This window comes from Type-E symbiont of Plautia stali (genome assembly GCF_059731115.1).
The window spans coordinates 4083472-4100272 of sequence record NZ_AP035906.1 but is presented as its reverse complement, the minus strand read 5'-3'; the positions used below and the strand labels follow the sequence as shown (position 1 = coordinate 4100272).

The window sequence follows — 16801 nt, the reverse complement described above, 5'->3', positions numbered from 1 at the left end:
CATCCAAACCCCCTCCGGCGTGATTCATGCCAATAGATGGTCGATGCACATTCAGTGCGCCCCCTCTTTTCCCCTGCGACAAAACCTGTTGAACTAGCTGTTCGCCTTAAGCTGGCCGGGAGCCATGCATGTCTTTGCTTCACCTGTCATCGCTGGCGGAGATTTCCGCCCTTGAATGGGATGCGCTGTTACCTGACGATCAACCGTTTTTACGCCATGCCTTTCTTCTCACGCTGGAAGAGAGTGGCAGCGTGCGGCCGGAAAACGGCTGGCAGCCGGATCACCTGCTGTGGCGCGAAAAGGGCGTGCTGAGCGCCGCGCTGCCGGGCTATCGCAAACGCAATTCGCAAGGTGAATACGTCTTTGATCACGCATGGGCTGATGCCTGTCACCGCGCCGGCATTCCATACTATCCAAAATGGCTGGGGGCGATTCCGTTCAGCCCGGTTACGGGTGCGCGTTTATTGGGCGAGCAAGCCGCCATCAGCCAGCTGCTCGCAGCGTTGCCCGATGAACTGCTGCAAAACGGCCTGAGCGGCGCACATATCAATTTCACCACGCCGTTTGCCAACGATGTGATGGAGCAGCAGCCCGACTGGCTGGCGCGTCTCGGCATCCAGTATCACTGGCACAACAAAGGATACCGCGATTTTCAGGATTTCCTCGACACGCTGATGTCACGCAAACGCAAACAGCTGCGTAAAGAGCGCGAACAGGTGGCGAGCAGTGGCTTTGAGTTCAACTGGTATCGTGGTGACGAACTCAGCGAAGATCAGTGGGATTTTGTCTATACCTGTTACGCCAATACCTATGCGGTACGCGGGCAGCGTCCTTATCTCACGCGGCAATTCTTCAGCCTGCTGGCCGAACGCATGCCGCGATCCATTCGCGTGGTCATTGCCACGCTGCAGGGTCATCCGGCGGCCATGGCGTTCTATCTGGTGGATGGCAACTCGCTGTACGGGCGTTACTGGGGCTGCCTGGCGGAGTTCGATCGCCTGCACTTTGAAACCTGCTTCTATCAGGGCATGGATTTTGCGATTGCCGAGGGATTACAGCGTTTTGATGCGGGGGCGCAAGGCGAGCACAAACTGGTGCGCGGCTTCGAACCGCAGATCACCCACTCATGGCACTACCTTTGCCATCCGGGGCTGCGTGAAGCCGTAGAAGAATATCTAGTGCAGGAGCGGGCAGGGATCCGCGCCTATGCCATTGAAGCGCGCGAAGCCCTGCCATATCGTCGCGGCGATTAATCTTCGCCGACAAAGCCACCGGTCTGATGCTGCCACAGGCGCGCATAAAGTCCGTTGTGCGCCAGCAGTTCGCGGTGGTTGCCCATCTCAACAATCTCACCTTTATCCAGCACCACCAGTCGGTCCATTTTGGCGATAGTGGAAAGGCGGTGCGCGATGGCAATCACCGTTTTGCCCTGCATCAGCGTTTCCAGGCTCTCCTGAATCGCCGCTTCTACCTCGGAATCGAGGGCGGAAGTGGCCTCATCCATGATCAGAATCGGCGCATCTTTCAGCAGCACGCGGGCAATGGCGATACGCTGGCGCTGACCGCCGGAGAGTTTCACCCCGCGCTCACCCACATGCGCATCCAGCCCGGTACGGCCTTGTGGATCGGACAGCAGCGGAATGAACTCATCGGCGCGGGCGCGGATAATCGCCGCCTGCAGTTCGTCTTCGGTGGCGTTTGGGCGCCCGTACAGCAGGTTTTCTCGAATCGAACGGTGCAGCAGAGACGTGTCTTGAGTGATCATGCCAATCTGGCCGCGCAGGCTCTCCTGCGTGACTTCGGCGATGTTGTGATCGTCAATCAGGATGCGCCCGCCGTTGATGTCATACAGCCGCAGCAGCAGATTCACCAGCGTTGATTTACCCGCGCCGGATGGTCCAATCAGGCCGATTTTTTCGCCCGGTTTGATATTCAGGTTGAGGCGATTGATCACCTGGCGGCTGCCGCCGTAATCAAAGCGCACATCTTCAAAGCGGATCTGACCCTGCGTTACCTGCAGGTTTTTCGCCTGCGGCTCATCCTGTACGCTGAGCGGCTGCGCGATGGTGTTTAATCCATCCTGCACCATGCCGATATTTTCAAAGATGCCGTTCACCACCCACATGATCCAGCCGGACATGTTCACTAAGCGGATCACCAGACCGGTGGCCAACGCAATCGCACCGACGCTGATCAGCGACTGGCTCCACAGCCACAATGCCAGGCCAGACGTGCTGACAATCAGCAGACCATTCAGCGTCGACAGCGTGATATCCATGGTGGTGACCATGCGGCTGGCGTGCTGGGTTTTGTCGGTCTGCTCCTGAATCGCTTCACGCGCGTAGCGTTTTTCCAGATCGTTGTGCGCGAACAGTTTGATGGTGGCGATATTGGTATAGCCATCGACGATGGTGCCCATCAGTTTGGAACGCGCCTCGGAAGAGACCACCGAACGCTGCTTCACGCGCGGCACAAAGAAGCTCAGCGAGACGCTATAGGCCACGATCCAGATAATCAGCGGAATCATCAGGCGCCAGTCCGCTTCGGCGAACAGCACCAGTGAGGTGACGGCGTAAATCACCACATGCCAGATGGCATCCACCAGCTGCACCGCGGAATCGCGCAGGGAGTTGCCGGTCTGCATGATGCGCTGGGCGATGCGTCCGGCGAAATCGTTCTGGAAGAAGTTCAGGCTCTGGCGCAGCACGTAGTTGTGATGCTGCCAGCGGATCATGCTGGTCATGCTCGGGTTGATACTCTGATGCACCAGCATATCGTGCAGCGCGATAATCACCGGCCGCAGAATCAGCGCGACAAACCCCATCCATAGCAGCACCTGCCAGTTGTCGGTGAACAGCGTGGCGGGCGTCGAGTGATTGACCAGATCGATGATGCGGCTGAGATAGCTGAACAGCGCCACTTCAATCAGCGCCTGGGCAAGTCCGACAATCAGCAGGGCGACAAAGCTCGGCCACACCTGGCGCAGATAATAGAGGTAAAACGGCCAGACGCTGGAAGGGGGAGAATCGGTTGGTGCATCCTGGAAAATATTGATAAAACGTTCAAAACGACGATACAACATAAAGTCACTCTTTCCGTTTGGTGAGAGTTAACAGCTTAGTGCAAGTGAAAGGGATTACCGACATGGATCTGATCATTCGCGGTCGCGAACCAACCGATGCAGCCGCTTATCAACGCCTCTACAGCCACCCTGAGGTCTATCGCTGGACCACGCAGCTGCCGTTTCCCAGCGTGCAAACCTGGCAGAAAAAATTTGAGAACATGGACGCGGCAGGCTATATCGGCTTTGTCGCGGAGATTGACGGGCAAATGGTGGGCGAGTTGACGTTATTCGTTGAACAGCGCCCGCGCACACGTCATAGCATCAGCTTCGGTGTCAGCGTCGATCCGGCGTTTGGCGGGCGGGGTATTGGCGAGAAACTGATTCTTAACGCTATCAATTATGCCTTTAACTGGCTGGGCGTGGTACGTATTGAGCTGGAAGCCTTTCATGATAATGCCCGTGCGCTACGGTTGTACCAGCGCCTTGGTTTTGAACATGAAGGTGTGAAGCGCAAAGCCTGCCTGCGTGAGGGTGAATATCACGACATTGTGGTGATGGCGAAACTGCGCGATTAAGTAACGTGCGGGCTTTGGCCAGGTGCGCATAAATGCGTCATTCAGGCTTGTGCGGGATTTGGTTAGGTGCGCATAAATGCGTTATTAAGGGCTGTGTGGGATTTGACCAGGTGCGCATAAATGCGTCATTAAAACTTGTGCGGTATTTGGCCAGGTGCGCATAAATGCGCACCCTACGGCGGCGGGGGGAGGGTCGTAGGGTCGCCATTTATGGCGACCGTGCAAACGCTACTGACTCTTCTCGACGTACTTCTGCATATTCTCTTTGGTCACCAGCTCGAACGGAATCCACACGTGTGAATCCACTTTCTCGCCTTTCATCAGCTTTTGCGCCACATCCACCGAGGCTTTGCCCTGACCTATCGCATCCTGGAACACGGTGACCTGCATTTTGTCCTGCGCCATGGCTTTCAGGCCATCCGGCGTGGCATCAATCCCGCCCACCAGAATCTTCTTGTTGCTCTTCGCCAGCGCCATCGCGGCACCGATCGCCATTTCATCGTTGTTAGCGGCAACGATATCAATCGCTTCGCCGTTGCCGATCCAGTTGAGCATCAGATCCATGCCTTCGTTACGCGCATAGTTCGCCGGCTGCTTCTGTACCACTTTCATGCCCGGATATTTCGCCACCACCTGCTCGACATCTTTGGTGCGTTGCAGTGCGCCTGCGTCGGTTAGGTTGCCGATCATGATCGCCACATTGCCTTTGTAGTTGGCCATTTTTGCCAGCGCTTCCATCTGCAAGGTGCCGGATTCGCGCTCGTCCGATCCGACAAACACCACGCCCGCCGGCAGCGATTTATCGCCTGGCGTACGGTTCACGTATACCAGCGGGATTTTCGCCTGCTGCGCCAGTTTGGTCAGCTGTGGTGTGCTGGCGGAATCCACCGGATCGACGATGATGGCGTCAACGCCCGCGCCGATAAAGCTCTGCACCTGATCGGTCTGACGGCCAACGTCGCCGCGCGCATCTTCAAACTGCACATCGAGTCCGCGCGCTTTGGCCTCTTTATCAATCGACTGGCGAATAATGGTTAAAAAGTTCTGATCGAAATACGCCATTGATACGCCGATCTTTTCTGCCAACGCCGAGGCAGAGCTGGACAGCAGGCCAAGCAACAGTATCGCCTTGAGGGTTTTCATTGCGGACTCCAGGGTAAGCTTGTTATTAGAATGAATGTTTCAATGAGAGTTAAAATGGCTCAATGAAATCATTTTCAGACTACGAGGCGGTAAGGACCCTGACAATCAACATGTATGGATTTTGCAGCTAAGCGCACATTTTGCTCGCGGGTGCAGGATACTTTGCGACCTCCTTTGACGAGCCGGTGCATGATGCTTTGCGGCTTTCTATGGCGAGCCGATACATGATGCTTTGCAGGCTCATAGTGATGTTGCGAAGGTTTTTCTCAGAGCTGGCGCACATTCCGGTGTAAAAGCATCGGCTTATATAAGGTTCTGTGCAGCGCCGCACCCTGCATTGTGGCAGATGCCAAAACCAGCGCAAAAAAGCCGCGCGGATTCCTCCATTCGCACAATGACCACCTCGCATCTGGCTCTCTATAGTTGCTGAACAGTGAAATTTAAGCGGTATTCCTGAACATCATCGCTTCGGAGCAGGACGCTCCTTCATCAAGGGGTTCAGCCATGTTACTAAGCAAAAACCGCAATGAGAACAGCCATGTGCGCATCTGGATCCTCTGTCTGATCCTGTTCCTGTCCGTCGTGGCCTATGCCGATCGTTCGATCCTGTCGATCTCTGGATCGGCGATCAAAGAGGAGTTTGGCCTGTCGGCGATCCAGCTGGGCCTGATCCTCTCGGCATTCAGCTGGGCCTATGTGATCGGCCAGATCCCTGGCGGGATTTTCCTCGACCGTTTCGGCACCAAAAAAGTCTATGGCGTGACGTTAGCGCTGTGGTCGGTTTCCACCATTTTAATGGGCTTTATTGGCGAATTTTCCAACGGCATGACCATGGCGTTGACACTGATGTTTGCGTTGCGCTTTGCTCTCGGCCTGATTGAAGCACCGAGCTTTCCGGCCAACGCGCGTGCGGTGATCATGTGGTTTCCCGGTGCCGAACGTGGTCGTGCTTCGTCGCTGTTTGCCTCGGCACAGTATTTTGCCGTTGCCATCTTCTCACCGCTGTCCGGCTGGCTGGTATCCCGCTTCGGCTGGGAGTGGCCGTTCTTTGTTCTGGGTGGTATTGGCGTGCTGGCGGTGTTTGTGTGGGGTTGGTATATGCGCAGCCCGAAACAGCATCCGCATGTATCAGCCGCAGAGTTGAAATACATTGAGGAGGGCGGTGCGCTGGTGGATATCGATTCAGCGCAAACGCTCAAAGCACGCCCACCCTTGAGCAAAGCGATGTTCAAAACCATGCTCAGCAATCGCATGCTGTGGTGCGCCTACATTGGGCAATACTGCATTATTGCGCTCAGCTACTTCTTTATCACCTGGTTCCCGATTTACCTGGTCCAGGCACGCGGCATGAACATCATGGAAGCGGGCTTTGCCACCATCGCCCCGGCGCTGTTTGGCTTCCTTGGCGGCATCAGTGGCGGTTACATCTCTGACAAGCTGCTGGCTAACGGCTGGAGCCTGTCGTGGGCGCGTAAAACGCCGTATATCGTCGGCATGCTGATGGCCGCCTCGCTGATTCTGGCGGCGGTGATCCCGACCAATGCCGGCATTATCGCCATTATGTCGTTTGCCTTCTTTGGCAAAGGCGTGGCGGCTGGCGCGGGTACCTGGACCATTGTTAGCGATACCGCACCGAAAGAAGCAGTAGGTCTGGCGGGCGCGATCTTCAATGGCATCGGCAATATGGCCGGATTTATCACGCCACTGCTGTTCGGCATCATCGTCGGTCTGACCGGCAGCTACAGTATTGGATTGGTGTTCGTTGGCGCGCACTGCATCGTCGCGGCGCTGCTGTTCCTGCTGGTGATGGGCCCGATTGAACGCGTCGGTGACGAGCAGGATTCGTCTGCAACATCCTTCGAAAATCAGGGGAAACAAGATGGGATTAAAGCCGTTTAACGTATTGCTAAAAGGGCCGCTGTTACCGCAGCGGCTGCAGGATAATCTCGACGCGCACTTCTCTACTTCGCGGCTGTGGCAGCAGGATGATCAGGCCGCGTGGCTGGCCGAGCACGGTGCCAGTATTGATGCGCTGGTGACCAGCGGCAATGCGTTGATGGGGGCGAATGCGGAGCTACTGGCGCAGTTGCCCAATCTAAAGGTGATTTGCAGTAACGGTGTGGGCTATGACGCGATAGACATTGCCGCCGCCGAAGCGCGTGGCATCGTGGTGACCAACACGCCAGACGTTTTAAACAGCTGCGTGGCGGATACCGGCATGGCGCTGCTGCTGGATGTGGCGCGCCACATCAGCGCATCGGATCGTTATGTGCGCGCCGGTAATTGGCAAGCGAAAGGACGCTATCCGTTGACCACCAAAGTGGGCGGTAAAGTGTGCGGGATTGTCGGGCTGGGCGGGATTGGTAAGGAGCTGGCCAAGCGCGCTCAGGCGTTTGATATGGATGTGCATTTTTACAACCCGCGTTCACGCCCGGATGTGCCTTACACGCGCCACGATTCGCTGTTATCACTTGCCAGGCAGGCTGATTTTTTGGTGCTGACCATACCCGGCGGTGCCGCCACACATCATCTGGTGAATGCTGAAGTGTTACGTGCGCTGGGGCCAAAGGGCTTTTTAATCAACATTGCGCGCGGCAGTGTGGTGGATGAGCAGGCGTTGATTGCGGCGCTTGAAGCCGGTGAGATTGCGGGTGCCGGTTTGGATGTGTTCGAGCATGAACCGGCGGTGCCTGCCGCGTTACTGCAGCGTGATGATGTAGTGATCACCCCGCATCTCGCCAGCAGCACCCATGAAACCATGGCGGCGATGGCAGATTTGGTGTTTGAAAACCTGCTGGCGTTTTCGCAGGGCGAAGCGGTGTTAACGCGGGTGGTGTAGATTCTGTCGCATGATAAATCGCGCCGTCACCGATGCCATCAGGCAAACGTAGCGGTGCAAATTCATTGCGCCCATCCAAATCACTTCCCCTCTCACAGATCGCACAAATCACTCCTGAAGATTATTTGCTCAGCTGCCGATACCTCTCCTTACCATCCACTGATATTAAGGAGAGATATCGTGATAAAGCTGATTACCGTTGACGAATTGCGGCAAGGAATGTTTATCCACAAACTGGAGGTTTGGTGGCTCAAGGACAAACGCATTCGCAACCAAATGCTGATCACCGATAAACGCCAGATCGCGATGATCCGCAACGAAGGGATCCAGCAAATCTGGATCGATCTCGATAAGTCGGTGCAGGCACCTGCGAAGCCTGCGCCGAAGAAAGCCATTCCGCAAACCCCATTTTTCAAAGAGCTGGATCAGGCACAAACCATCTTCAATCAGGGTAAGCCACAGGTGCTGGCAATGTTCAACGAGGCGCGTATGGGTCAGGGGCTGGACCTCAACTATACGATGGACCTGGTGGACGACATTGCCGGATCGATTACCCGTGAACCGACTGCGCTGCTCAGCGTGGCGCGGCTGAAAAATCACGACGATTACACCTATCTGCACTCCATGGCAGTGTGCGGGTTGATGATCTCGCTGGGCAAAAAAATGGGGCTCGATGAACACCAGCAGCGGCGCGTGGGCATGGGCGGTTTGCTGCATGATGTCGGTAAATCGGCAGTGCCGCTGGAGATCCTCAACAAACCCGGCAAGCTCACCGACGAGGAGTTCACCATCATGCGCGAGCATCCGATTATCGGTGCACAGATGCTAATGGAGGCTGATGCAGGGGAAGACCTGTTAGATATTGCGCTGCATCACCACGAAAAAGTCGATGGCAGCGGTTACCCCCACAAACTGAAAGGCGAAGAGATTTCGCTGTTTTCTCGTATGGCCGCGGTGTGCGATGTCTATGATGCGGTGACCTCTAATCGTCCGTATCGCAAGGGATGGACCCCCGCCGAAGCGATGCACAATATGCTGAGCTGGCGCGGTCACTTCGACAATACGCTATTGCACGCCTTTGTGCGCACCATTGGCATTTATCCGGTGGGATCGCTGGTAAGACTGGCATCCGGGCGCGTGGCGCTGGTGGTGCAGGCCGGTGAAAAATCGCTGTTAAAACCCAAAGTGCATGTGTTCTGGTCTTTACACGCGCAACGTGAAGTGAAGCCGGAAGAGCTGGATCTCGGTGATTCATTCTGCACTGACAGCATTACCGGAGCCGAAGACAGTGGCCTTTGGCAGAACGTCGATCTCAATCGCATCTGGGCACTGGAAACCGCCTAATTCGACAGCATTTTTATACTTTCTTTACGCCAGATTCCCGCCTTTTTACCCCTTCTTTATGCCGCGCCGCGCATGCTTGCAGCACTACCAAATCCTCTGGAGGTTGCTGTGAGCGTGGGCGTGATTACCGGCATCGTGCTGGTGTTTATCTTGTTGGGCTACCTGATCTATGCCCTGCTTAATGCGGAGGCATTCTGATGGCTGCGAATGCGTTTTTACTGATTGCGGTCTATCTGCTGGTGCTAATGGTGCTGGCACAACCGCTCGGGCGTTTTCTTGCGGTGTTAGTGGCCGACAAGCCGCTGCTGCCGCGTACCGAGCGGGCGCTGTGGCGGCTGGCCGGTGTGGAGAGTGGCGCGATGCGCTGGCCGCACTATCTGCTGGCGATCCTGCTGTTCAACGCGCTGGGGTTCTTATTATTGCTGGCGATTTTGATGTCGCAGGGGTCGCTGCCGCTCAACCCGCAACACCTGCCTAATCTAAGCTGGGATCTGGCGCTCAACACCGCCGTCAGCTTTGTCACCAACACCAACTGGCAGGCTTACGCGGGCGAAAGCACGGTGAGCTATTTTAGCCAGATGGCGGGCCTCACGGTGCAAAACTTCCTGTCGGCGGCGACCGGTATTGCGGTGGCTTTTGCGCTGATCCGTGGTTTTGCCAATCGCTCACTGGATACGCTGGGCAACGCCTGGCGCGACCTGACACGCATCACGGTGTATGTGCTGCTGCCGATCAGCCTGCTGATAGCGCTGTTCTTTGTTTATCAGGGCAGCATCCAGACGTTTGAGCCTTATCACGCTCTCACCACGCTGGAAGGGGCGAAGCAAACGCTGCCACTCGGTCCGGTGGCTTCGCAGGAAGCGATCAAAATGCTCGGCACCAACGGCGGCGGCTTCTTTAACGTTAACTCAGCCCATCCGTTTGAAAACCCGACCGCGCTGACCAATTTTGTGCAGATGCTGAGTATCTTTCTGATCCCGGCGGCGCTGTGCTTCACCTTCGGTCAGCATCTGGACGACCGCCGTCAGGGCCACATGCTGCTGTGGGCGATGACCATCATGTTTGCGCTGGCGGTGGTTGCCGTGATGTGGGCAGAGCTGCGCGGTAATCCGCACTTCCTGGCACTCGGTGCAGACAGCGCCATCAACATGGAAGGCAAAGAGACGCGCTTCGGCATCCTCAACTCCAGCCTGTTTGCGGTGATCACCACCGCAGCCTCGTGCGGTGCGGTGAATGCCATGCATGACTCCTTCACTGCACTGGGCGGCATGGTGCCGATGTGGCTGATGCAGCTGGGTGAAGTGGTGTTTGGCGGCGTCGGTGCCGGGTTGTACGGCATGCTGCTGTTCGTGCTGCTCGGGGTATTTATCGCCGGTTTGATGATTGGTCGTACGCCGGAATACATGGGTAAAAAAATCGACGTGTGGGAGATGAAAATGACCGCACTGGCGATTCTGGTGACGCCTACCCTGGTGCTGCTCGGCACTGCACTGGCGATGATGACGGATGCAGGGCGCGCCGGTATGGCGAATCCAGGCATCCACGGCTTCAGCGAAGTGCTGTATGCCGTTTCGTCTGCATCTAACAACAACGGCAGTGCTTTTGCCGGTTTGAGCGCCAACACCCCGTTCTGGAACCTGTTGCTGGCCTTCTGCATGTTGGTGGGACGCTTCGGCATCATCATTCCGGTGATGGCGATCGCTGGCTCACTGGCGGCGAAGAAAATCCAGCCGGTGGGCAACGGTACGTTACCGACCCACGGTCCACTGTTTATCGCGCTGCTGATTGGCACCGTATTGCTGGTGGGGGCACTGACCTTTATCCCCGCGCTGGCACTCGGCCCGGTGGCGGAACATCTGCAACTTATTCAGGGATAACGGAATCATGAGTCGTCAACAACTGGCGCTGTTTGATGCAGCGCTGACGAAAACCGCGGTACTGGATGCGGTGAAGAAACTCGATCCGCGCGTGCAGTTTCGCAACCCGGTAATGTTCCTGGTGTGGCTCGGCAGCGTTCTGACCTCGCTGCTGGCCATCGGCATGCTGACAGGCCACCTGAGCGGTAACGCCGGGTTTACCGCCGGGGTCGCCATCTGGCTGTGGTTCACGGTGCTGTTTGCTAACTTCGCTGAAGCGCTGGCGGAAGGGCGCAGCAAGGCGCAGGCCAACAGCCTGAAAGGCATCAGTAAAACCAGTGACGCGAAAAAGCTGGCTGAGCCACGTCATGGCGCGCAGTGGCAGCCGGTAGCGGCAGACACCTTGCGTAAAGGCGATGTGGTGCTGGTGGAAGCGGGCGACATCATTCCGTGTGACGGCGAAGTGCTGGAAGGCGGCGCGTCAGTGGATGAGAGTGCGATTACTGGTGAATCAGCTCCGGTGATCCGCGAATCCGGCGGCGACTTCTCATCAGTCACCGGCGGTACGCGCATTCTGTCCGACTGGCTGGTGATCCAGTGCAGCGTCAATCCGGGCGAAACCTTCCTCGATCGCATGATCGCCATGGTCGAGGGCGCTAAACGCCGCAAAACGCCGAACGAGATCGCGCTGACTATTCTGCTGGTGTCGCTGACCATCGTGTTCCTGCTGGCGACGGCCACCCTGTGGCCGTTCTCGGCCTACGGCGGCACGCCGGTGAGCGTAACGGTGCTGGTGGCGCTGCTGGTGTGTCTGATTCCGACCACTATCGGCGGCTTGCTGTCGGCGATTGGCGTGGCGGGGATGAGCCGCATGCTCGGTGCAAACGTCATCGCCACCAGCGGTCGTGCGGTGGAAGCAGCGGGCGACGTCGATGTGCTGATGCTTGATAAAACCGGCACCATCACGCTGGGTAACCGCCAGGCGACGCAGTTTATGCCTGCACCTGGCGTCACCGAGCAGCAGTTAGCGGACGCCGCGCAGCTGGCCTCGCTGGCGGATGAAACCCCGGAAGGGCGCAGCATCGTGGTGCTGGCGAAGCAAAAATTTAACCTGCGCGAACGCGATCTCAGCAGCATGGGCGCGAGTTTTATTCCGTTCTCGGCACAGACGCGCATGAGCGGCGTCAACGTGCAGGATCGTCTGATTCGTAAAGGGGCCGTTGACGCGGTTCGCCGCCATATCGAAGCCAACAACGGCCGTTTCCCGGCAGAAGTGAACGCCAGCGTCGAAGAAGTGGCGCGCGCGGGTGGCACACCACTGGTGGTGGCCGAAGGCGCACAGGTGCTGGGCGTGGTGGCGCTAAAAGATATCGTCAAAGGCGGCATCAAAGAACGTTTTGCCGAGCTGCGCAAAATGGGCATCAAGACGGTGATGATTACCGGCGATAACCCGCTGACGGCGGCGGCCATCGCGGCAGAAGCGGGCGTGGATGATTTCCTCTCGGAAGCGACGCCGGAAGCCAAGCTGGCACTGATCCGCCAGTATCAGGCGGAAGGGCGTTTAGTGGCGATGACCGGCGACGGCACCAACGACGCCCCCGCGCTGGCGCAAGCGGACGTGGCAGTGGCGATGAACTCGGGCACGCAGGCGGCGAAAGAGGCTGGGAACATGGTCGATCTCGACTCCAACCCAACCAAACTGCTGGAAGTGGTGCATATCGGTAAACAGATGCTGATGACGCGCGGTTCGCTGACCACCTTCAGTATTGCCAACGACGTGGCAAAGTACTTTGCCATTATCCCGGCGGCGTTTGCGGCCACCTACCCGCAGCTCAATATGCTGAACGTGATGCATCTGCACTCACCGAACTCAGCGATTCTGTCGGCGGTCATTTTCAACGCGCTGGTGATTGTGTTCCTGATTCCGCTGGCGCTAAAAGGCGTGAGCTACCGTCCGATGAGTGCTGCTGCCCTGTTGCGCCGCAACCTGTGGATTTACGGTGTCGGCGGATTAGTGGTGCCGTTTATTGGTATTAAAGCCATCGACCTGCTGCTGACGCTGTTTGGTCTGGTTTAAGGAGAAGAGAAATGAGTCAGTTACGTCCGGCTATTGTATTGTTAATACTGCTGACGCTGTTAACCGGCGCGGTCTATCCGCTGCTGACCACCGGCTTAGCGCAGTGGTGGTTTCCGTCACAGGCCAACGGTTCGTTGATTGAGCAGGATGGCGCGGAGCGCGGTTCCGATTTAATTGGCCAGGTGTTTACGCAGCCCGGCCATTTCTGGGGCCGTCCATCAGCGACCGGCGATGCGCCCTACAACGCATTGGCCTCCAGTGGCAGCAACCTGGCGGCGAGCAATCCGGCATTGGATAAAGCGGTGGCCGAGCGCGTGGCTGCCCTGCGCACCGCTAATCCGCTGGCTCCTGCTGCAGTACCGGTTGAACTGGTGACGGCATCGGCGAGTGGGCTCGATCCGGATATTTCACCGGAAGCCGCATTGTGGCAAGCACCGCGTGTGGCGGCAGCGCGCAATATGGCGCTGAAGGATGTGGAAGCGCTGATTGCCCGTAACACTGAGCGTCCGCTGCTGCCGTTTATCGGTGAAGAGACGGTGAACGTGTTGCGGCTGAATATGGCGCTGGATGCGCTGCAGGGATAATTGATTGATAGCGCGATTTATCGCGCTTTTCACGACGGATAACTGATGAACGACGAAATCACCCGCCCCGATCCCGATGCGCTGTTGCTGAATCACAGCGACAGCCATCGCGGTAAGCTGAAAATCTACTTTGGCGCCTGTGCGGGCGTGGGGAAAACCTTCGCCATGCTGCAGGAGGCACAGCGTTTACGTGCGCAAGGCCTCGATGTGCTGGCGGGCGTGGTGGAAACCCATGGACGTGAAGAAACCGCTGCGCTGCTCAACGGCCTGGCGGTATTGCCGCGTCGCGCCACTGGGCGTTCACGGCATGCCGAATTCGATCTTGATGCAGCACTGGCGCGTCATTCGGCGGTGATCCTGATGGACGAACTGGCACACACTAACGTACAGGGTTCGCGCCATCCCAAACGCTGGCAGGACATCGAAGAGTTGCTGGAAGCGGGCATCGACGTGATCACCACCGTCAACGTGCAGCATCTGGAAAGCCTCAACGATGTGGTCGGCGGCGTGACCGGCATTCAGGTGCGCGAAACCGTCCCCGATCCGTTTTTCGATAGCGCCGATGAGGTGGTGCTGGTGGATCTGCCGCCGGACGATCTGCGTCAGCGGCTGAAAGAGGGCAAAGTCTACGTCGGCGATCGCGCCGAGCGCGCGATTGAAAACTTCTTCCGCAAAGGCAACCTGTTTGCCCTGCGCGAACTGGCGCTGCGCCGTACCGCGGACCGCGTGGACGATCAGATGCGTGCCTGGCGCGACCAGCAGGGCCGTGACAAAGTCTGGCACACACGTGACGCCATTTTATTGTGCATCGGCGACGACACCGGCAGTGAAAAACTGGTGCGCACCGCCGCGCGTTTAGCCGCGCGTCTCGGCAGCGAGTGGCACGCAGTGTACGTGGAAACGCCGCGTCTGAATCGCCTGCCGGAAGCGCGCCGTCGTGCCATTCTGCGCACGCTGCAACTGGCCCAAGAGCTGGGTGCGGAAACTGCTACTCTGTCCGATCCTGATGAGGCCCGCGCCGTGCTGCGTTACGCGCGCGAGCATAATCTCGGCAAAATCGTCACCGGTCGTCAGCCGCAACGGCGCTGGCGGCGCGACAGTTTTGCCCAGCGTTTGGGCCAGCTTGGCCCAGACCTCGATTTGCTGGTGGTGGCACTGGACGAACCGGTGCGCGACGCGCCGCATCCGATGGGCGGTAAACAGGCCAACAGTGATAAGTGGCGGCTGCATCTGCGCGGCTGCCTGATGGCGATTGCGCTGTGTATTCTGGTGACGATCGTAGGTCGCTGGCTACTGGTGGAGTTCGATCCGGCCAACGGCGTGATGATTTATCTGTTAGCCGTGGTGTTAGTCGCGCTGCGCTTTGGCCGCTGGCCCTCGGTGTTTGCCACGGTGATCAACATCCTGGCTTTTGATCTGTTCTTTGTCGCCCCGACCGGCACCGTGGCGGTATCGGATTTGCAGTATCTGGTGACCTTCGCGGTGATGCTGGCGGTAGGGGTGATCGTCGGGAACCTGACAGCAGGCGTGCGCTATCAGGCTAAAGTCGCGCGCTATCGCGAACAGCGTGCGCGCCATCTGTATGAGATGGCGAAATCGCTCGGCAGCGCGCTCACGCCGCAGGATATCGCCGCCACCAGCCAGCGCGTGATTGATGTCACCTTGCAGGCACGCAGCCAGCTACTGCTGCCGAATGAGCAGGGTGAGTTACAGGCGGTGGGTGAGAGCAGTATTGGTACGCCGCCCGATCTCGGCATCGCCAAATGGAGCTACAGCAAAGCACAACCGGCCGGCGCGGGCACGGATACGCTGCCTGCAGTGCCGTATCAGATTCTGCCGCTGAAAAGCGGCAATCACTGCCGTGGACTGTTGGTGGTAGAGCCGGAAAACCTGCGCCAGCTGATGATCCCTGAACAGCAGCGTCTGGTCGAAACCTTCACGGTGCTGATCGCCAACGCGCTGGAACGCATGGCGCTGTCGCAGAGTGAAGCGGCGTCTCGTTTGGCGGCAGAGCGTGAACAGCTGCGTAACGCACTGTTATCCGCGTTGTCGCATGACCTGCGCACGCCGCTGACGGTGCTGTTTGGCCAGGCGGAAATGCTGATGCTGGATCTGGCCGGCGATAACTCAAAATATGTCGGCCAGGCGAACCAGATCCGGGAACAGACGTTAAGCACCATTCGGCTGGTGAGCAATATGCTGGATATGGCGCGCATTCAGTCTGGTGGACTGAATCTGCGCGAGGAGTGGGTGGCGCTGGATGAAGTGATTGGCGGGGCGCTGAGCAGTATGGGGCCGTCGCTAAAAGGGCATGATTTCGCACTGGAACTGCCGCCGGAATTGGTGCTGATCAAAGGCGATAGCGCGATGCTGGAGCGCGTGTTTACCAATCTGATCGAGAACAGCCTCAAATATGCCGGTAACGCCGCGCAGCACGGTATTCGCGCCTGGCGTGACAAAGAGCGGCTGGAGATTGCGGTGTGGGACAACGGTCCGGGCATCGCCGTTGAGAATATGACGCGCATTTTCGACAAGTTTGCGCGCGGCGATAAGGAGTCGGCGGTGCCGGGCGTCGGGCTCGGTCTGGCGATCAGTAAAACCATTATTGAATCCCATCGCGGGCGCATCTGGGCAGAAAACCGACCGCAAGGCGGCGCGGAGTTTCGCTTGTCGCTGCCGCTGCCGGTAGCGCCTGAAATTTCTGAAGAAGCGCTGAAATAACTTCACACAAGTTCGGTTATACTCGCCCACTTGTCTGTTGATTAATGGGAAATTATGGAACGTTTTATCGAGAACCTGATGTATTCATCGCGCTGGTTGCTGGCTCCGGTTTACATTGGACTTTCGCTGGGGCTGCTGGCGCTGACCGTTAAATTTTTCCAGGAAATTTTTCACCTGTTGCCCAACATACTCAGCATTGCTGAGAACGATCTGATTCTGCTGCTGCTGTCGCTGGTGGACATGACGCTGGTCGGCGGATTGCTGGTGATGGTGATGCTCTCTGGCTATGAGAACTTTGTTTCTAAGCTGGATATTGATGAGAACAAAGAGAAGCTGAGCTGGCTGGGCAAGATGGATTCCGGCTCGCTGAAGAACAAAGTCGCGGCTTCGATTGTCGCGATTTCATCGATCCACCTGCTGCGCATCTTTATGGACGCGCGCAATGTCGATGACAGCAAGCTGATGTGGTACGTGATTATCCACCTGACCTTTGTGCTGTCGGCCTTCGTGATGGGCTGGCTGGATAATATGTCGAAGGTCGAGAAGAAGTAGTTTCGTGTGTCAGGTGCGCATCAATGCGCACCCTACGGAAATCCGC

At 57.5% G+C, this 16801-nt stretch carries 13 protein-coding genes; 11 read left to right on the top strand and 2 right to left on the bottom strand.

The window, feature by feature from the left end; genetic code table 11:
* Nucleotides 1–128 precede the first annotated feature (128 nt).
* On the top strand, nt 129–1253 hold the full coding sequence (locus AC6I8L_RS18970) for a GNAT family N-acetyltransferase (RefSeq protein WP_058960668.1): 1125 nt from the start codon (nt 129–131) through the stop codon (nt 1251–1253).
* Here AC6I8L_RS18970 and AC6I8L_RS18965 read toward each other — a convergent pair.
* Nucleotides 1250–3082: an ABC transporter ATP-binding protein gene (locus AC6I8L_RS18965; RefSeq protein ID WP_058960667.1), complete on the bottom strand. Its 1833-nt coding sequence runs from the start codon at nt 3080–3082 to the stop codon at nt 1250–1252. The genes AC6I8L_RS18970 and AC6I8L_RS18965 overlap by 4 nt on opposite strands.
* Before the next feature lie 62 nt (nt 3083–3144).
* Between AC6I8L_RS18965 and AC6I8L_RS18960 the strand changes: the two genes are divergently transcribed.
* On the top strand, nt 3145–3639 hold the full coding sequence (locus AC6I8L_RS18960) for a GNAT family N-acetyltransferase (protein WP_058960666.1): 495 nt from the start codon (nt 3145–3147) through the stop codon (nt 3637–3639).
* Nucleotides 3640–3867: 228 nt separating this feature from the next.
* Here AC6I8L_RS18960 and AC6I8L_RS18955 read toward each other — a convergent pair whose 3' ends face one another.
* A complete protein-coding gene (locus AC6I8L_RS18955) occupies nt 3868–4782 on the bottom strand; it encodes a sugar ABC transporter substrate-binding protein (protein ID WP_034819850.1) in 915 nt (304 codons plus the stop codon).
* Nucleotides 4783–5286: 504 nt separating this feature from the next.
* On the opposite strand from AC6I8L_RS18955, the gene AC6I8L_RS18950 reads away from it, so the two are divergent.
* From AC6I8L_RS18950 to AC6I8L_RS18910, 9 genes are all read left to right on the top strand, one after another.
* The gene (locus tag AC6I8L_RS18950) at nt 5287–6681 is read left to right on the top strand and encodes an MFS transporter (RefSeq protein ID WP_058960665.1); all 1395 of its coding nucleotides are present in this window, start codon (nt 5287–5289) and stop codon (nt 6679–6681) included.
* Complete coding sequence (locus tag AC6I8L_RS18945) at nt 6662–7621, top strand: 2-hydroxyacid dehydrogenase (protein WP_058960664.1); 960 nt, start codon at nt 6662–6664, stop codon at nt 7619–7621. The genes AC6I8L_RS18950 and AC6I8L_RS18945 overlap by 20 nt, the downstream gene beginning before the upstream one ends.
* 180 nt (nt 7622–7801) lie before the next feature.
* Nucleotides 7802–8965, top strand: coding sequence for an HD-GYP domain-containing protein (locus AC6I8L_RS18940; protein ID WP_058960663.1), 1164 nt, complete (start codon nt 7802–7804; stop codon nt 8963–8965).
* A gap of 108 nt (nt 8966–9073) precedes the next feature.
* The gene (kdpF, locus tag AC6I8L_RS18935; protein WP_064511346.1) at nt 9074–9163 is read left to right on the top strand and encodes a K(+)-transporting ATPase subunit F; all 90 of its coding nucleotides are present in this window, start codon (nt 9074–9076) and stop codon (nt 9161–9163) included.
* Complete coding sequence (gene kdpA, locus AC6I8L_RS18930; RefSeq protein ID WP_058960662.1) at nt 9163–10842, top strand: potassium-transporting ATPase subunit KdpA; 1680 nt, start codon at nt 9163–9165, stop codon at nt 10840–10842. The genes kdpF and kdpA overlap by 1 nt, the downstream gene beginning before the upstream one ends.
* 7 nt (nt 10843–10849) lie before the next feature.
* Nucleotides 10850–12898, top strand: a complete 2049-nt coding sequence (kdpB, locus tag AC6I8L_RS18925; protein WP_058960661.1) for a potassium-transporting ATPase subunit KdpB — start codon at nt 10850–10852, stop codon at nt 12896–12898.
* Nucleotides 12899–12909: 11 nt separating this feature from the next.
* Nucleotides 12910–13482, top strand: a complete 573-nt coding sequence (kdpC, locus tag AC6I8L_RS18920) for a potassium-transporting ATPase subunit KdpC (RefSeq protein ID WP_058960660.1) — start codon at nt 12910–12912, stop codon at nt 13480–13482.
* A 45-nt stretch (nt 13483–13527) separates the two neighbouring features.
* Nucleotides 13528–16203: a two-component system sensor histidine kinase KdpD gene (gene kdpD, locus AC6I8L_RS18915; protein WP_058960659.1), complete on the top strand. Its 2676-nt coding sequence runs from the start codon at nt 13528–13530 to the stop codon at nt 16201–16203.
* Between the two features lie 54 nt (nt 16204–16257).
* Nucleotides 16258–16755 carry a TIGR00645 family protein gene (locus AC6I8L_RS18910; RefSeq protein ID WP_034819827.1) on the top strand — a complete coding sequence of 166 codons (498 nt, stop codon included), beginning with the start codon at nt 16258–16260 and terminating at the stop codon, nt 16753–16755.
* Nucleotides 16756–16801: the final 46 nt, after the last annotated feature.

Excerpts from the sequence above, each read along its gene's own strand:
- AC6I8L_RS18970 (WP_058960668.1), top strand. The coding sequence starts at position 129 with ATGTCTTTGCTTCACCTGTCATCGCTGGCGGAGATTTCCGCCCTTGAA.
- AC6I8L_RS18965 (WP_058960667.1), bottom strand. The coding sequence starts at position 3,082 with ATGTTGTATCGTCGTTTTGAACGTTTTATCAATATTTTCCAGGATGCA.
- AC6I8L_RS18960 (WP_058960666.1), top strand. The coding sequence starts at position 3,145 with ATGGATCTGATCATTCGCGGTCGCGAACCAACCGATGCAGCCGCTTAT.
- AC6I8L_RS18955 (WP_034819850.1), bottom strand. The coding sequence starts at position 4,782 with ATGAAAACCCTCAAGGCGATACTGTTGCTTGGCCTGCTGTCCAGCTCT.
- AC6I8L_RS18950 (WP_058960665.1), top strand. The coding sequence starts at position 5,287 with ATGTTACTAAGCAAAAACCGCAATGAGAACAGCCATGTGCGCATCTGG.
- AC6I8L_RS18945 (WP_058960664.1), top strand. The coding sequence starts at position 6,662 with ATGGGATTAAAGCCGTTTAACGTATTGCTAAAAGGGCCGCTGTTACCG.
- kdpA (WP_058960662.1), top strand. The coding sequence starts at position 9,163 with ATGGCTGCGAATGCGTTTTTACTGATTGCGGTCTATCTGCTGGTGCTA.
- kdpB (WP_058960661.1), top strand. The coding sequence starts at position 10,850 with ATGAGTCGTCAACAACTGGCGCTGTTTGATGCAGCGCTGACGAAAACC.
- kdpC (WP_058960660.1), top strand. The coding sequence starts at position 12,910 with ATGAGTCAGTTACGTCCGGCTATTGTATTGTTAATACTGCTGACGCTG.
- kdpD (WP_058960659.1), top strand. The coding sequence starts at position 13,528 with ATGAACGACGAAATCACCCGCCCCGATCCCGATGCGCTGTTGCTGAAT.
- AC6I8L_RS18910 (WP_034819827.1), top strand. The coding sequence starts at position 16,258 with ATGGAACGTTTTATCGAGAACCTGATGTATTCATCGCGCTGGTTGCTG.